Below are 15,660 nucleotides of genomic sequence, written 5' to 3'. Positions count from 1 at the left end.
GCGAGCACTACAGGGTCGTCTCGCGGGTCTGCTCGCCCGTCTCGTAGTAGTCGACCACCCGCTGGGCCAGACGCGACACCCGCTCGGGCACCTGCTCACCCAGCGGCCAACGTGCGCCGGCCAGGCGCATGCGGTCCTGCAGCACCTGAACGTCCGGGAAGTCTTCCTGGGCGAGCGCGTCATCGACGGCCAGCCAGTTCTCCAGGGACGTCCGAGCCCGCGAGATCCGGTCGGCCAGCTGGGTCATGCCGGGCGACTGGATCGTCGACTTCTGGACCGACTCGGAGAGTTCGGCGAGCTGATCCCGCCCCGCTTCGAACTCGCCGCGCAGCGACTCGGACGAAGCGAGCCAGCCGTCGACCAGCTCGTCGAAGCGACGGCGCAGCGGCTCGTGGGAGATCTCTCGGAACAGCACCACGCGACCCAACTCGTCCCCGCCCGAGGTGAGCTTGCGCGCGGTGACGCGGAAGCGGTGGTTGTCGACGTCGACCTCGTGGTAGGTGACGTCGTCGTCCTCGGCCTCTGCGGGAAGCGCGTCGCGCACGGCCACCAGCCCCTTGGCCTCGAGCAGGTCCTTGAAGCAGTGTCCGCGCGGATCCTCGGAGAGGTCGAAGTACTCCCGCACCGGGCGATTCGCCGCCTGGATGACGTCTTCCGAGTCGAGCGCGATCGCGCCGGAGTCGAGCTCGTCGATCACCGCTTCGAGGAAGCGGTTCGCCTGGGAGAGATCTCCGAGCAGGCGCTCGTTCTCGACGGCCAGGTGATGATGCTCGACGGCCTGCTTCATCACCTGCTTGAGCTGGTCCGGCTCCCAGGGCTTGGTGATGTAGGCGTAGACGTGTCCGTCGTTGATCGCCTGGATGATGGCGTCCATGTCCGAGAAGCCGGTGAGGATCATCCGCACGGTCGCCGGGTGCCGCCGCCACACCTCGGCCACGAACTCGACCCCGCTCATGTCGGGCATGCGCTGGTCGGTCAGGACCGCAGCGAAGGGTCCATCACGATCGAGCACGTCGAGGGCGCGACGCGGATCGTTCGAGGTGTGGACCTCGTAGTCGTCCTCGAAGGTGAAGCTCATCGTTTCGAGGATGGCTTCTTCGTCGTCGACGACCAGGATTCTCGGGCGGTCGTTACTCATCAGGCTCGCAAAGGTTCAGTATTGGGCGTACTCGATCAGCCGGTCCACCGAGCGTTGCCAATCGCCTTCCCAACGCTCGACGACGACCTGACCGGGGCTCCGCCCCTCCGCGAGCTGCTCGTGGATGGGGTCCAAGAATCCCGTCTCGTCGGCGTCTCGTCGACCCGCGTGCCCGATCCGCGCCAGGCCCTCGGTGGCCAGGCGCGCGAGGTCGCGGGCAATCTCGATGACCGGCTCCTCACCGTAGCGCGCCGCGAGGCCACGCCGAGCCACGTCACCCCGGGCGGCCTCCCGGGCCTCGGAGCCCAGGTGGGCCACGCGATCCCAGGCGGCCTGGCGCGAGCGGGCGTCGTAGAGCAGGCCCTTCCAGAGCGCCGGCAGCGAACAGGTCAGGCCCGGCGGGACCGCGTCGGCGCCGCGCACCTCGAGGAAGCGCTTCAATCGCACTTCCGGGAAGAGGGTGGTCAGATGGCGGTCGAAGTCCACCAGGGTCGCCCGATGCCCCTCGAAACCGCGCTCGACGAACTGGCGGAAGGTGAGCTGGGTGGCGTCGTGGTAGGTGCCGTCCCGGATCACGAAGAACATCGGTACGTCTAGCGCCCACTCGACGTAGCTCCGGTATCCGAAGTCTTCGGAGAAGGCGAGGTCGAGCATGCCCGTGCGGTCGGGATCCGTGTGCTGCCAGGCGTGGATGCGCCGGGACACGAAGCCGTTCGCCTTTCCCTCCGAGAGGCTCGAGTTCGCGAAGATCGCCGATACCACCGGCGAGACGGCCAGCGCGGTGCGTAGCTTCTCGATCATGTCGGCCTCGTCGGCGAAGTCGAAGTTCGCCTGGACGGTGGCCGTCGCGAACATCATCTCGAGCGCCAGCGATCCCTGACCGGGCAGGTAGCGCCGCATGATCTGGTAGCGGGCCTTCGGCATCACCGGGATCTCGCTCACCGGGTAGAGCGGGTTGATCCCGAGGCCGAGGAAGACGATTCCGAAGGGTTCGCAGAGCTGCTTCATCAGCGAGAGATGCGTGTGGAACTCGTCGCAGGTCTCGTGAATCGTGCGAAGCGGCGCGCCCGACAGCTCGAGCTGACCGCCTGGCTCGAGCGTGATGCTGGCGCCCTCGTGGGTGAGCGCGATCGGGTTCGGCCCCTCGAACACCGGCTCCCAATGCTCGCGCTCGGCGATGCGCTGCAGCAGCGCGCCGATACCGCGATCGCCTTCGTAGGGAACCGGCGCCCAGGTGCCGGTGTAGAGGCCGATCTTCTCGTGCTCGGTGCCCACCTTCCAGCGCTCGGGCGGTTTTTCGCCCTCACGGAGGAAGGACACCAGCTGGTCGACCGATTCGACGGGGTCGGAGGCCTGGCTCAAGCGGAGTCCGTCCAGCGGGCGCTCACGGGGTCGCGGCCTCCTCGAGGAAGCTCTCCAGGAATCGGGCCAGGTTCGCCTGCAGCTCGTCCCCGGTGTCGAAGGGGAAGCTCTTGCAGGGACCCTCGGTCTTGCCGCTGCGGAACGGGCCGACGAAGGTCACGTCGCCCCGACTCTTGGCGGTGATGATCGCGCGGTAGCGCCCACGCGTGAGGTCGAACTCGACCGAGCGCAGGTGCTTGTCGTCGGTGCGGACCGGCGAGAGCTCGACCCGCAGATGGGGGGCTCCGGCGGCCGCGGCGGCCGCGTGGAAGCTCGCCAGGGCGGCTTCGACTTCGCCCCGGAGTCGCTCGGCGCAGGCCCGAGCGGCGCCCAGACCATCGCCGTGGGCTGCCTCGCGCTCACCCAGAGCCGTCCCGAGCGCCGTCATGCGCTGGTCGAGACTGGCGGATTCCGGGAGGGCGGGGGGGGAGGAGGCCATGCGAGGATGCTCGCACAGATGCCCCGGGCCAGAAATGGTTACCGCCAACCGCTGGCGTCAGGCGACGACCGCGGCTTCCGGATCGCCAGCAAGCGTCCGCAACCGGCCAGGCGAGCGAGTTTCGGTCGCCGGCAAGGCGCTCGAGCGAAGCCGTAGGTCCCTACGGCGAGCGAAGAGCAACGCAGCCCGCGGCCGCAAGACGCCGCCTAGGGGCGGGCCTCGGCCAGGCGGCGGCCCGTGTCCAGCTGGGCGAGCAGGAGGTCCCGCTGCGCCATGAACCGCGGCACGTCGTCCTTCTCGATCGGCGACCCGGAGGGCGCGCGCAGCGTCGCCGGGTTGACGTACTCGCCGTCCTTCTTGACGCGGAAGCACACGTGCGGCCCGGTCGCGAGGCCGGTCTGGCCGACGTAGCCGATCACCTGCTTCTGCTTGACGCGGTCTCCGACGCGCAGCCCCTTCGCGTAACGCGAGAGGTGGGCGTAGGACGAGACGTAGCCGTTGTCGTGCTTGACCTTGACGAGGTTGCCCGAGCCGCCCGCCCAGGATCGGTGCACGATGGTGCCGTTCGCGACGGCCCACACGGGCGTGCCGGCAGCCGCGGCGTAGTCGATGCCGGGATGCCGTCGGGTGACCTTCAGGATGGGATGGCGCCGGGCCGCGCTGTAGTGGGATGTGATGCGGGCATGACGCACGGGCGACATCAGGAAGGCGCCCTCGACCGACGAGCCGTTGGGGCGGTAGTAGCCGCCGCGTCCGGGCTCGGCCTCGAAGTACACCGCGGTATGCGAGCCGCTCCGCGCCACGAAGCGCGCGGCCAGGATCCGGCCGGGGCGCAGGTAGTCGCCGCCGCCCGGTCCCTTCCGGTAGAGGCGCTCGTAGAGGATCTGGTAGCTGTCGCCGGGCTGGACCGTGCGCTGGAAGTCGACGTCCCACGCGAAGATGTCGGCGAAATCGCGGGCCAGCTGACCGTCCTCGCCGAGGTGGGTGATCGATTCGTAGAGCGTCGAGGTGATGACGCCGGCGATGCGCGTCGGGCGGGCCTCGAGCTCCTCGGCCTGTTCCAGCACGTGGAAGCCGTCGTCATGACGCGCGACGTACCAGCCCTTGGTCTTCGACAGGCGGTAGCGGAACTCGACCATGCGGCCTGCGCCATCCAGGACCAGCCGATACTGGTGCCCCGGACGCGCGCGGCGGAAATTGAAGTGGCCCTTCAGGGCCTTTGCGATCTCGGCGATCGTCGACGCGCTCACCCCTTCCGCACGGAGCAGCGCGGACAGGGTCTTCCCCCGCACGATCGTGCCCTCGTGGATGGTGCGGCGCGGGGCCGGCGGCGGCGTGACGGCAGCCGACGGGGCGACGGCCAGGGCTTCGAGTCGGGGCGGCGCCGCGACATCGAGCGAGTCGGCCGCGTCGACCTCGGCGGCGGCGGGGCCCGCACCACACAGCAGGCCCAGCGCGAGCGCCCAGGGCGCGATGACCAGGGAACTGGGGTTTCGATGGCGTCGAAGAATCATCGACGAGAGTCGCCTCTTGCTCCGTCCTCGCAGCGCTCGGAGGCCTGGGTTCGACGGTCGGTGGGAAGCACCCACACCCGCCGAACGCAGCGCCCGATGACTGGCTTCGCGGAATCCGTTGTCGCTTCGCGTGGTGGTTTGGAGGAGGAGCGGGAAGCCCCGGGTACCTTGCGCAGCCCGCCCCCCAGGGGGCGTGCAAGACGCCGTTCGAGTGGTTTCATCGACCGGCATGTCCCCGGCAATCGGCACGGAACACTACCGACTTGACTGGGGATTGTCAGCCAGAACGTAGTTCCTGAATGGCCTGGTGGAGGGCCTCGAAGAGCGGCTCGATCTCGTCGAGCTCGAGGCACGAGAACGCGATCCGCAGATCATGGGTGCCGGTCGCGATGGTTCCGATCCCGAAGGCGTCGAGCAGGTGGACGCGGAGCCGCTCGGCTTCGACGCCCAGGGTCTCCACGCACATGAAGTAGCCGCTGTTGAACGGATAGACGTTCCAGCTCTCGCGGAAACGAGGCTCGTTCGCGATCGCGTACACCTTCTCCGCCCGCGCGCGCAGGGTCTCGATCTTCGCGTCCCGCTCGGCGTCGATCGTCGGCGCCGCGAGAGCGTGCGAGACCAGCGACTGGGAGATCTGGGGGATGTTCGAGATGGCGCTGCGGATCGCGCCCTTCACCTTCGCCTCGATCACGTCGCAGACCTCGTCCGCGGTGTCGGCCCGGCCGGGCCCGAGGGTGAAGAAGCCACAGCGCAGGCCCCAGACGAAGAGCTCCTTGGTGGCTCCGTCGAGCCGGAGGGCGAGCAGGTTCGGGTGGCGATTCACCAGGTGCGCGAACAGCGACTGGGTCATCGACTCCTGGCCGAGGTGGTAGAAGAGACCGAAGTAGGCGTCGTCGAGGATTGCCAGGACGCGGGTGCCCCGCTCGGCCTCGGCAACGAGCGCGTCCACGATCGCGGCGCCCTCGGCCTCGGTCGGCATGTAGCCCGTCGGGTTGTTCGGGAAGTTGAGCATCACGATGACCTTCTCGTGCTGCTCACCCGCCGCGCGCAGCGCATCGGCGAAGCCCTTCGTGTCGTAGCCCTGGCCGGCGAAGAACGGGTAGGTGGCGATCCGCGCACCGAGCCGGACCTCGAAGGTCAGGCGGTAGTTGCCCCAGAGCTTGTCGGGCAGGACGATCACGTCGCCCGGGTCCACGAAGAGATCCCCCGCGAGCATCAGGCCGTGGGTGATCGCGCTCGTGACGATCGGGAGGCCGAAGCTGCGACCGCGCAGCCCCGGGTTCTCGGCGAGGGCCTTCTCGCGCCAGGCCTCGCGCAGGCCCTGCTGGCCGGCCGGCGGCGCGTACGGGAAGACCTCGGCGGGCGGCAGGTCGACGTGGCTCGCCACGCTCGGCAAGTGCATCGGGCCGCCGCCTTCGGTGGCGATCCCGATCGTCGCGTTCATGCGGTGCGCCTTCTGCTTCGCTTCGGCGCTCTGCGTGAGGATCCCCTTCGGAAAGTACAGGCGACGACCGAGCGCCGAGAGCATGCCGAAGACTTCCGGCGCGGCCTTCTCGAGGCGGTCGTTCAGGGCCTGTGCGAGGGGGAGGATGTTCTCGTGGGTGGGGGGAGGGGACATGGGTTGCTCCAGAGTCGGCGGAATCTACAGCCGGCGGTCGAGCACGTCCATGTGCGCGGCATAGCCGCAGGCCTCCCAGAAGGCGCGCCCCTCCGGATTCGACCGGGCTACCCGCACCTCCATGCGCTCGGCCCCGCGCTGGCGCGCCCAGGCGCTGGTCTCGGCGACCAGGCGGCGGCCCCAACCCCGCCGTCGGGCCTCGGGAGCCACGAAGAGATCCGTGATCTCCGCGCGACAGCGCTCGGCATGGATGGGGGGTGCCTGAGCCACCCGGACGATGGCGAGGGCCTGGGCCGCCCCGGCGCCCGGGGCGAGGTAGACCGCCGTGTCCGGATCGCGGAGCAGCGCCTCCACCAGCCGCCCGGCTTCGTCTCGGGCGCCCGCGGCCAGGGAGTAGCGAGCGTCGAAGGCCGCGTGGTGCTCGGTGAGGGCGAGCCAGAGTGCGCTGACCTCGGCACGATCCGCGACGCCCGCCCGTCGCAGCTCGGGGTCCCTCATGGCGCCAGACGCTCGGCGGGAATCGACGCGCGCGAGGGCCGGCCCCGCGCCCGCAGCCGCTGGAAGCTCAGAGCACGCGCTCCACGTTCGGGAAGTCGCGCCAGACCGGCACGCCGCAGAAGTGGGAGCCCTCGGTACAGCGCGGCCGGGCGTGCCCGTTGCGCACCACACACGGAGGCCCGACGTGGTCCATCAGGCTGGGATGGACCCCGCGCACCTGCTCGATCTCGTCCATCGACGCCTGCCAGATCTCGCTCTGCGCATTCAGGCAACTGCGCATCGTCCACTTGTGGATCAGGTCGAGCAGGGTGCCCGACTCCTCGAAGCGCACGGCCAGCGCGTTCGGCAGGACGTAGAGCGCCTGCTCCGCGGACACGCCCCGGTCGAGCAAGGCCGCGCGCGCCTCCCACTGGGCGGCGACCGTGTCTTCGAAGAGCTGGTGGCTCACCGGGTCGTCGCGGATCAGATCGGGCTCGATCACGTCGGGCATGAGCGGCACGGTGCGCGAGAGCAGCGGGCGCGACCCGGGCACCGTGCGGTGACGCTGGTCCTGGGAGTCGGCCGTATGCGAGAGCTTCTTGCGGAACACGTAGTGGGCGTGGGCCAGGGCGCGCATCGCCGGCGCGTGGGTCGAGACGTTGAGGCGCTCCACGCGGTAGCGATTGACCCGCGGGTCCAGCGCCAGGGCCAGCGCATCCGCATCGTCGAGATCGCTCTTTCCCACGACGTGGCGAATCGCGTCGGCCACTACCTCGGGGGCGCGCGCACTCCAATCGATCAAGCGCGAGGTCCGTCCGTCGAGGGACTTGTCGAAGGCCTCGATCGCGACCGGGTCGCCCACACCGGCGGGCGCCCATTCCGTCTCGAGGATCTCGCTCTCGGTGAGCGGCGCGTCGCCGACGCGTCCGAAGAAGCTCGGGTCGAGCTGCTCGACGCAATAGACCATGCGGTCGATGACATCGACCGCTTCGACGGGCACGTCGCCCACGCGCGACATGCGTCGCAAGCGGTGCAGGACGAGTCCGGAGATCGTGTAGACCATCGCCGTGTGGCAGGCGATCGGGATCACGTAGCGCGCCGTCTCGATCGCCTTCTTCTCGGCCTCGCGGGCCACGTTCTTGCCGAAGGCGCGATTGGCGCGGGCGTCGAGGCGCCAGAGATCGCCGAGGATCTCGCGGGTCCGCGGCTTGAGCTGGTCGGTGAGGTCGCGGTAGGCCTGCCAGGCGCGCTCGATCGAGGCTTCGTAGAGCTGACGGGCCTCGGGGTCGAGCCCGCGCGGCACGTGAGCCTCGGCCTCGCCCAGTTTCACGTAGCGCTGGCTCTGTTGCTCGGTGTTGTAGAAGGGAAAGCCGTGGAGCATCGACCAGACGAGCTGCCGCGAGATCCCGGACAGCTCGAACTCGAAGGTCGCGTGTTGGAACACCGTATGGTGTCCGCCGCCGTAGGTCAGCGGGCCGATGTTGCGGCGCTGCTGCTCGGTGATCTCCGCGGGAGAGACGACGCGCGGCGAGTAGCAGGTGCGTGCCGCGGCGATCGCGTCGTCGTAGGGCTCGTCCGTCGCGTGGCGCAACTGCACCCGCGGGCCCGCATCGATCACCGCCACCGCACCCCTCCTGCCGGTTCGTCTCTCGGCCGGCGCCACCCGCGACGCCGGGTTGCTCCACCTCCGGAGCGTTACGCCTTCGAGACCGCTCTTTCCAGATCGCTCCGCGTTCCCCAGTGCTCCGAACTCCAGAGCATGCGGCGACCTACCGTGCGTCCGCCGACGAGCGGCCACGTCGCGTGCGTCGCGCAGGAGCGATGCACCGTGCGGAACCTCGCGTCGGACGCCCCGAGCCACCCCCGGATTCAGAGCGAGGCTTCACTCTGGCAGAGATCCCAGAGGGTCGCGAGGGAAATCCTTTTCCCAAATCGCGGCGCCCGAGGGTCGACCCAGACGCGTCTCCCCCGACGGGAAGGGGCTTTCCAGGGGAACGGCTTTCGACCGCCGCCGCAACGCCTTCTGCGCGGTGTTGCCGGCTCGAGAAGGACTCCGTCAGCTTGGCACGGGGCTTGCGCCAGGAACCGTAGAATTTTTCAATCTCCGTGGACCTTCATGCCCTCCCTCTGGATCGTTCATCGCGCCGATCGTGAACGGCAAGCGCTCGCCCGCCTCGCGGGTGAGGAGCCCGCCGTGCTGGGCGCGCCGGGAGACGCCGTCTTCGACGAAGCCGCACCGCCCCAGACCGTCGTGTTGGGCGTGACGGGAGTGCCCGGCCAGGGCAGAGGGTCTTCGGAGGTCGCGGCGTCCCCCAACTGGGAGCCCGAGCTCGAGTTCGTGCACCGGCAGCGCGCACGCCTCGTCGGAGCGCAGTGGATCGTCGTCGGCGCACCCGAGGCCGCGCCCTGGGTCGAAACCCTGTTCGATCAACTACCCGTCACGTTCCTCGCGTACCCGCCGCACCCGGCGCGCCTGCGCGAGCAGCTGCAGACGCCTCCGGCGCCGCTGCCTTCCCTTTCCCAACGGGCCGAGCGCGACGCGGTCGCGGCGCGCTTTCGGCGCTGGTTCGGCGAGGGACCGCCGGAGCTGCTGCGCGCCCTCGACCCGCGTCTCGCCGGCGTCCCCCTGCTGGTACGCGGTGAACCGGGCAGTGGCCGCGGCGCCCTGCTGCAGTACGTCCACCATTTCGGTGGGACCTCCGACGGGGCGTGGCTCCATTGCCCGTGCTCCGAAACGACGCGCCTCGAGCAGCTGGCCGAACGGCTACGCAGTTTCGCCGCAGACGACCCCGGGGCCCGGCGCGTGTGTTGCTGGCTCGACGATGTCGGCCGGCTGCAACCCGCGGTGCAGCGCGAACTCGCCGGTTGGGTCGAGCAGACGCGCCCCCGCGGTGTCCGGAGCGCCGTGCGCTGGGTGGCGAGCTTCGACGAGACCGGACCCGCCCTCGAGCCCACCCTCGCCCAGGCCCTCGGCACCCTCGAGCTCCGCGTCCCGACGGTCCGCGAGCACCCCGAACGCATCGCGACCTGGGCCCACGCGGCCGTGGAGGCCTTTTGCAAAGCGCGTCGCGTGCCGCCGCGCGCACTGGGCGCCGACGCCCTGACCGTTCTCCAGGAGTACCCGTGGCCGGGCAACCTGCGCGAGCTCGAGGCCGTCATCGACCAGACCCTGGCGGCGACGGACGACGACCCGGTGGGCGCTTCGGACCTCTCGCTCGACGGCATCGCCCTGGCACCGCTCGATGCGAGCGCGGTCGGCACCCTGTTGCCGGACCCGGCGCCGGAGGCCGCCGCCAACCGGCTGGAACGACCCGACCTGGTCGAGCGATCCGACGAGGCCCCGCGACTGGGCGCGGGCCCCTGGGTGGTCGGTGCCGCGGATTCGGAACCGGCAGCGATCGCAGAACCGCCGCCGGCGACGCCCATCGACGCCGACCCGGCGGCCGAACCGCCCCTCGTAGCGCTCGCCCGCGCGCTGTCGGGCGAGGTGCGCAACCCGCTCAAGACGCTGCAGACCTTCGCGGAGCTGCTGCCGAAGCGCTTCGACGACCCGAACTTCCGCTCGCGCTTCGCCGAGACGGTCATCGACGACGTCGCGCGGATGCAGCGAGGCCTCGGACGCCTCGAAGATCTGGCGGCGCTTCCGGCCCCGCACACCCCCACGCGCGTCGACCTCACCTCCATCCTCGAGGCGCTCCTCGAAGAGCGACGCAGCGTCTTCCGGCGCCGAGACCTGCTCGTCTTGAAGGAGCTCGACCCGGAAGCCGAAGCCGTGCGCGGCGACGCCGTCCGACTGCGCCTCGCCTTCGACGCCCTGATCGAGAAGGCCTTCGAGGCGGTCCCCGAGCGAGGCGATCTCTACGTGGCGTCGCGGCGACAGGGCCACCAGGTGAGGGTGATGCTGCGCTTCCACGACCCGCAGCTGGAGCGCGGAGCCGGGCGCCACGAGCTCGAGCACTCGCTCGGGTGGCTCGTGGCCGACCACCTCTTGACCGAGCTCGGCGGGCGGATCGCCGTCGCCGACGGAGGGAGCGGCGAACGCGTCGTGCTCGCCGAGTTGCCGGCCGCCTGAATCGGGGGCCCGGCGGGCGCGATCGTCAGGCGCACCGGTCCAAGAAACCGGGCGACGCTGGGCTCGGCTGGCGCATCATGAGCGTCCGCGCGCGGTAGTCCCACTGCGCGCGCCCCCGACGGAGCGTGGCGTGCACGAACACCTGATGGCGCCGGGACGGATCGGCCCGATGGAGCTCTCGAACCGGATCCTGATGGCCGCGATGGGAGCGGAGCTGGGCGACGAGGGTGGCTTCGTCAACGATCGCCAGATCGCCTACTACGCCGCGCGCGCACGGGGTGGCGCCGGTTGCATCGTGCTCGAGACTTCGGCGGTCGCCTATCCGCGCGGCGCGACCGCGGCCTCGCAGATCGGGCTCTCGGACGACCGCTTCCTCCCGGGCCTCACGAAGCTCGCCGCTGCGATCCACGCCGAGGGGGCGAAGGCGGCCGTGCAGTTCACCCACCATGGGAAGACGTCGCGCGTCGACACGGCGGAAGGACGCGCACTGCTGGTTCCGTCGGTGCCGCGCTTCCACGGCGCGATGGACATGGCCGGGCAGGTCACGCGCGTCGAGCTCGAAGCGATGATCGCGGCCTCCGGCGGCAAGAAGCCCGAGTACCATGAAGCCACCCCCGAAGACCTCGACGAACTGGTCGAGTGCTTCGCTGACGCAGCCGCGCGCGTCGAACGCGCGGGCTTCGACGGCATCGAGATCCACGCCGCGCACGGCTACATCCTGTCCTCGTTCCTGTCGCCTGCCTGGAACTTCCGCGAGGACGCGTATGGCGGCGACCACGGTGCGCGCTCTCGCTTGCTCGCCGAAGTGATCACGGCCATCAAGGCGCGCACCGAGGGTCGCGTCGCCGTCTGGTGTCGCATCGACGCGAAGGAGTACCGGATCCCGGGTGGGATCGAACTCGAGGAAGCGCTGCAGACCGCTCAGGTCGCCGAAGCGGCGGGCGCCGACGCAATTCACGTCAGCGCCTACGCCGACCCGACGAGTGGTGCGGGCTTCACCGACGGACCGCTCGTCGATCGCGCGGGCGCCTACCTCGACTACGCCAAGGCAGTGAAGGGTTGCGTATCGGTGCCGGTGATCGCCGTCGGGCGCGTCGAGAGCGACGTGGCCGATCGGGTGATCGCCGACGGCGGTGCCGACTTCGTCGCCATGGCGCGCAAGCTGCTCGCCGACCCGGACCTCCCGCGGAAGTTGGCCGAGGGAACCCCGGAGCGCGTCCGCCCCTGCATCTATTGCTACCAGTGCGTGGCCCAGGCCTTCTTCGATCGCCCGGTGATCTGCTCGGTGAACGCGGAGACCGGTCGCGAACACGAGGTGGTCCCGAGGCTCGGGACCCCTGTCGCCGAGCCCAAGCACGTGCTCGTCGTCGGAGGTGGGCCCGCCGGACTCGAGGCCGCGCGCGTCGCGTCGCTGCGCGGACACCGAGTGACCCTCTGCGAGAAGCAGTCCCGGCTCGGGGGCACCCTCTTCTTTGCGGGACTCGTCTACGAACCGAACGAGCGCCTCGCCAACTGGCTCGCGGCCGAGGCACGCGCAGCAGGTTCGACGATCCATCTCGATACCGAAGCCACGCCCGAATGGATTCGAGGGCAGACACCGGACATCGTGCTGGTCGCCACCGGTGCGGAACGCGCACTGCCCGACGTCCCCGGGGCCGACGGCGACCACGTCTTCAGCGGCGACGACCTGCGCGGCCTGTTGACCGGCGACGCGGGCGCCGAAGCCGCCGGTCAGAAGCTCGGCTGGGCCCAGCGCGCAGCAGTGCGTGCCGGGCGGGCCCTCGGCGTCACCGACAGCGCCAGCCAGCTGCGCGAACTCTCGAAGCGCTGGATGCCCCTCGGCAAGCGGGTCACCGTCCTCGGCGGCGGTCTGGTTGGCCTCGAGCTGGCCGAGTTCCTCGCGGAACGCGGGCGGGAAGTCACGGTCCTCGAGGAGGGCCGCGACTTCGCCCCCGAGATGGCGATGCCCCGGCGTTGGCGGATCCTCGACGAGCTGCGCACGCACGGCGTGACGCTGCGGGCCCGCACCCGGCTGGTTCGGATCGAACCGGACGCCGTAGTGGTCGAGCACGACGAGAAGTCGGATCGCTGGCCTGCGGATGCGGTCGTGGTCGCTACCGGCGTCTCGGGAAAGCGCTCGCTGGCCGACGCGATCGCGCCGCACGTTCCCGAGGTGCGCGTGATCGGTGACGCGGACGGGGTGGGCTACATCCACGGCGCGATCCGGGCCGGCTTCGACGCCGCCCTGGAGGTCTGAACACCGCTCCAGTTTTCCTGCACGATTCCGATGCCTTGAGGAGCCGTGCGAGGGTGACCCGGGTCACGAGACCACGGGAGAGGAGCGTCGATGGCCGTCCAGGCGCCTCGCGGTCCTGCACCCGCCCCGCGGCCCACAATCGCTTTGGAGGCTACGCTGTTCCCATGTTCGGCATCGGCATGACCGAGCTGATGGTGGTGTTCGTGATCGGTTTGGTGGTGCTCGGACCGAAGCGCCTCCCCGAACTGGCGCGTTCGCTCGGCAAGAGCATGGCGGAGTTCCGTCGCGCCTCGAATGAGATGCGCCGCGAGTTCATGAGCGTCACGGAAGAGGCGCGAATCGAACCGCCGCCGCTCGAACCAGCCACGCCCAGCCCGCCGCCCACCGACGGGCCGGTCAGCACCGAAGCGGCGCAGGCGAGCGCGGGCTCCGCACAACCGGCACCGGCAGAATCCACGCAAGCGGCGTCGGCGAGCCCTGCGAAGCCGGCGTCGGGCACCGCCCAAGATGGATGAGACCAAGCTTCCGATCACGGAGCATCTCGCCGAGCTGCGCAACCGCCTGATCTGGATCCTGGCCGCGTGGGTGATCGGCGCGGCGGGCGCCTGGAACTTCAGCGAGCAGATCTTCGCTTGGCTGCTCGCACCCGCCGTCGAGGCGCTCGGCGAAGGCGAGCGCACCCTGCAGGCGATCGCGCCCACCGAGATCTTCTTCACCTATCTCAAATGCGCGTTGCTCGCGGGCTTCATCTTCGCCCTACCCGTGATCTTCTGGCACATCTGGGGCTTCGTCGCGCCGGGCCTCTACCCCAGCGAGAAGAACGCGATCGTCCCGTTCGTGGTGGTCTCGACCTTCCTCTTCGTGGGCGGAGCGATCTTCGGGTACAGCCAGGTGTTCCCGCTGATGTTCGACTTCTTCACGAACTTCGACAGCGAGTTCGTGCAATCCGCGTGGACGATGCGCGAGGTCTTCGCGCTGACGACGCGCCTCTTCCTCGCCTTTGGCATCGCTTTCGAGATGCCCGTCTTCGTGTTCTTCCTGTCGATCACGGGCATCGTCGATGCCGCCACCCTCTGGCGCGGCACGCCCTATGCAGTCGTCATCGTCTTCGTCGTCGCGGCGATCCTCACGCCGCCGGATTGGGTGAGCCAGGTCTTCCTGGGCATCCCGATGGTCCTGCTCTACCTGGTGGGCGTGGGCGTCGCGTACATCTTCGGCGCGACCCGCCGCTCCGACGTCGAGGAAGCCGGTCCCCAGGCCTCCGGGTCCTGATCCGCCGCGCCGCTAGCGGCGCGACATGGGTGCTCTTCCCCTCGCCGGAACGACACGGGCGCCTGCAGCCGGCTCCAGCGACCACGGAACCCTGCCGATCCAGGAGACGTGCTCTTCTTCGATTTCGCGTTCCTGTACGCGTTCCTGCCGGTTGCGCTGGGGGTCTACTACGCGCTGCCGGCGCGGGCGCGCAACGGCTGGCTCTTCGTCGCGAGCAGCCTCTTCTACGCGAGCTCGAGCCTGCGCTTCCTGCCCCTACTGTGGCTGTCAGTGCTGGTCGACTACGCGGCCGGCGAAGGATTGGCGCGGGCCGAAGGCGCGCGGGCGCGAAAGCGTTGGCTCCTGCTCTCGCTGGGCGTGAACCTCGGCATCCTCGCCTTCTTCAAGTACGCCGGATTTCTCACGCTGAATCTCCGCGCGCTCTTCGGGGAAGGGCAGGTCCCGCTCCTCGAGGCGGCGCTCCCGATCGGCATCTCCTTCTACACGTTCCAGTCGATGAGCTACACGATCGACCTCTACCGGGGTCGTATCCAGCGGGTGCGCTCGATCGTCGACTTCGCCGCGTACGTCACGATGTTCCCGCAGCTCATCGCGGGTCCGATCGTGCGCTTCTCCCACCTCGAGTCGCAGCTGCGCGAACGAGAGCACGACGTCGAGCGTTTCGCGTCGGGCCTCTACACCTTCGTGGTGGGCCTCGCCAAGAAACTCCTCGTTGCGGATACGCTCGCAGCGCTCGCCGCTCCGCTCTTTGCGGCGGGCTCGCCGGGCTTCTTCGACGCCTGGCTCGCGATGCTGCTCTTCGCGGGCCAGATCTACTTCGACTTCTCGGGCTACTCGGACATGGCCGTTGGACTCGGACGCCTGTTCGGCTTCGAGCTCCCGCGCAACTTCGACGCACCCTACCGCGCCACGTCCTTCTCCGACTTCTGGCGGCGCTGGCACATCACGCTGTCATCGTGGCTGCGCGATTACCTCTACATCCCCCTCGGCGGCAACCGCCGCGGCGCACTGCGCACCGCCGTGAACCTCGCCGTGACGATGCTGCTCGGCGGGCTCTGGCACGGGGCGAGCTGGAACTTCGTGCTCTGGGGCGGCCTTCACGGCGCGCTGCTCGGGATCGAACGCGCGCTGCGCGGCGTGGTGGCGGTGCCCCCGCTCGCAGTGCGCCGCGCCCTCGTGTTCGTCGCGGTCGTCCTCGCGTGGACGCCGTTCAAGCTGGAGACCTTCGGCGAGACGGTGATCTGGTGGAGCGCGATGGCCGGACTCTCGGGCTGGGGACAGGCCGACCTGCCGCGCGTGCTCGGGGTCGGCGTCTTCCTGGCCCTCGTCTGGATGCCACCGCTCGTTCTCGCCGAACGGCCACGCTTTCGCGTGCGCGACGCCTGGATCGTGGCCTCCCTCTTCGTGGCCGCCCTGCTCGTGGGCTACGGCAACCTCGACCCCTCCCCCTTCCTCTACTTCCGGTTCTAGGG

General features: G+C 69.8%; 12 protein-coding genes. 5 read left to right on the top strand and 7 right to left on the bottom strand.

Annotated elements, in window-relative coordinates:
- Positions 1–7: 7 nt before the first annotated feature.
- The 7 genes from AAF430_07680 to AAF430_07650 form a co-directional block, all read right to left on the bottom strand.
- Positions 8–1,138: a response regulator gene (locus tag AAF430_07680; protein MEM7410095.1), complete on the bottom strand. Its 1,131-nt coding sequence runs from the start codon at positions 1,136–1,138 to the stop codon at positions 8–10.
- Between the two features lie 15 nt (positions 1,139–1,153).
- Positions 1,154–2,500 carry a glutamate--cysteine ligase gene (locus AAF430_07675; protein ID MEM7410094.1) on the bottom strand — a complete coding sequence of 449 codons (1,347 nt, stop codon included), beginning with the start codon at positions 2,498–2,500 and terminating at the stop codon, positions 1,154–1,156.
- Between the two features lie 22 nt (positions 2,501–2,522).
- The gene (locus AAF430_07670; protein MEM7410093.1) at positions 2,523–2,978 is read right to left on the bottom strand and encodes a hypothetical protein; all 456 of its coding nucleotides are present in this window, start codon (positions 2,976–2,978) and stop codon (positions 2,523–2,525) included.
- Positions 2,979–3,184: 206 nt separating this feature from the next.
- The gene (locus AAF430_07665; GenBank protein MEM7410092.1) at positions 3,185–4,492 is read right to left on the bottom strand and encodes a peptidoglycan DD-metalloendopeptidase family protein; all 1,308 of its coding nucleotides are present in this window, start codon (positions 4,490–4,492) and stop codon (positions 3,185–3,187) included.
- 277 nt (positions 4,493–4,769) lie between these two features.
- Complete coding sequence (locus AAF430_07660; protein MEM7410091.1) at positions 4,770–6,110, bottom strand: aminotransferase class I/II-fold pyridoxal phosphate-dependent enzyme; 1,341 nt, start codon at positions 6,108–6,110, stop codon at positions 4,770–4,772.
- 24 nt (positions 6,111–6,134) lie between these two features.
- Positions 6,135–6,608, bottom strand: coding sequence for a GNAT family N-acetyltransferase (locus AAF430_07655; GenBank protein MEM7410090.1), 474 nt, complete (start codon positions 6,606–6,608; stop codon positions 6,135–6,137).
- 67 nt (positions 6,609–6,675) lie between these two features.
- A complete protein-coding gene (locus AAF430_07650; GenBank protein ID MEM7410089.1) occupies positions 6,676–8,211 on the bottom strand; it encodes an FAD-dependent thymidylate synthase in 1,536 nt (511 codons plus the stop codon).
- Between the two features lie 492 nt (positions 8,212–8,703).
- On the opposite strand from AAF430_07650, the gene AAF430_07645 reads away from it, so the two are divergent.
- From AAF430_07645 to AAF430_07625, 5 genes are all read left to right on the top strand, one after another.
- Positions 8,704–10,659 carry a hypothetical protein gene (locus AAF430_07645; protein MEM7410088.1) on the top strand — a complete coding sequence of 652 codons (1,956 nt, stop codon included), beginning with the start codon at positions 8,704–8,706 and terminating at the stop codon, positions 10,657–10,659.
- Positions 10,660–10,789: 130 nt separating this feature from the next.
- Positions 10,790–12,916: an FAD-dependent oxidoreductase gene (locus AAF430_07640; GenBank protein MEM7410087.1), complete on the top strand. Its 2,127-nt coding sequence runs from the start codon at positions 10,790–10,792 to the stop codon at positions 12,914–12,916.
- A gap of 164 nt (positions 12,917–13,080) precedes the next feature.
- On the top strand, positions 13,081–13,431 hold the full coding sequence (tatB, locus tag AAF430_07635; GenBank protein ID MEM7410086.1) for a Sec-independent protein translocase protein TatB: 351 nt from the start codon (positions 13,081–13,083) through the stop codon (positions 13,429–13,431).
- Positions 13,424–14,188, top strand: coding sequence for a twin-arginine translocase subunit TatC (tatC, locus tag AAF430_07630; GenBank protein MEM7410085.1), 765 nt, complete (start codon positions 13,424–13,426; stop codon positions 14,186–14,188). The genes tatB and tatC overlap by 8 nt, the downstream gene beginning before the upstream one ends.
- A gap of 108 nt (positions 14,189–14,296) precedes the next feature.
- A complete protein-coding gene (locus AAF430_07625; GenBank protein MEM7410084.1) occupies positions 14,297–15,658 on the top strand; it encodes an MBOAT family O-acyltransferase in 1,362 nt (453 codons plus the stop codon).
- The last annotated feature ends 2 nt before the right edge of the window (positions 15,659–15,660 follow it).

Source organism: Myxococcota bacterium (assembly GCA_039030075.1).
Taxonomy (GTDB): domain Bacteria; phylum Myxococcota_A; class UBA9160; order UBA9160; family SMWR01; genus JAHEJV01.
Note: the sequence above shows the minus strand (reverse complement) of the source record. Positions and strands in the feature narration are given on the sequence as shown.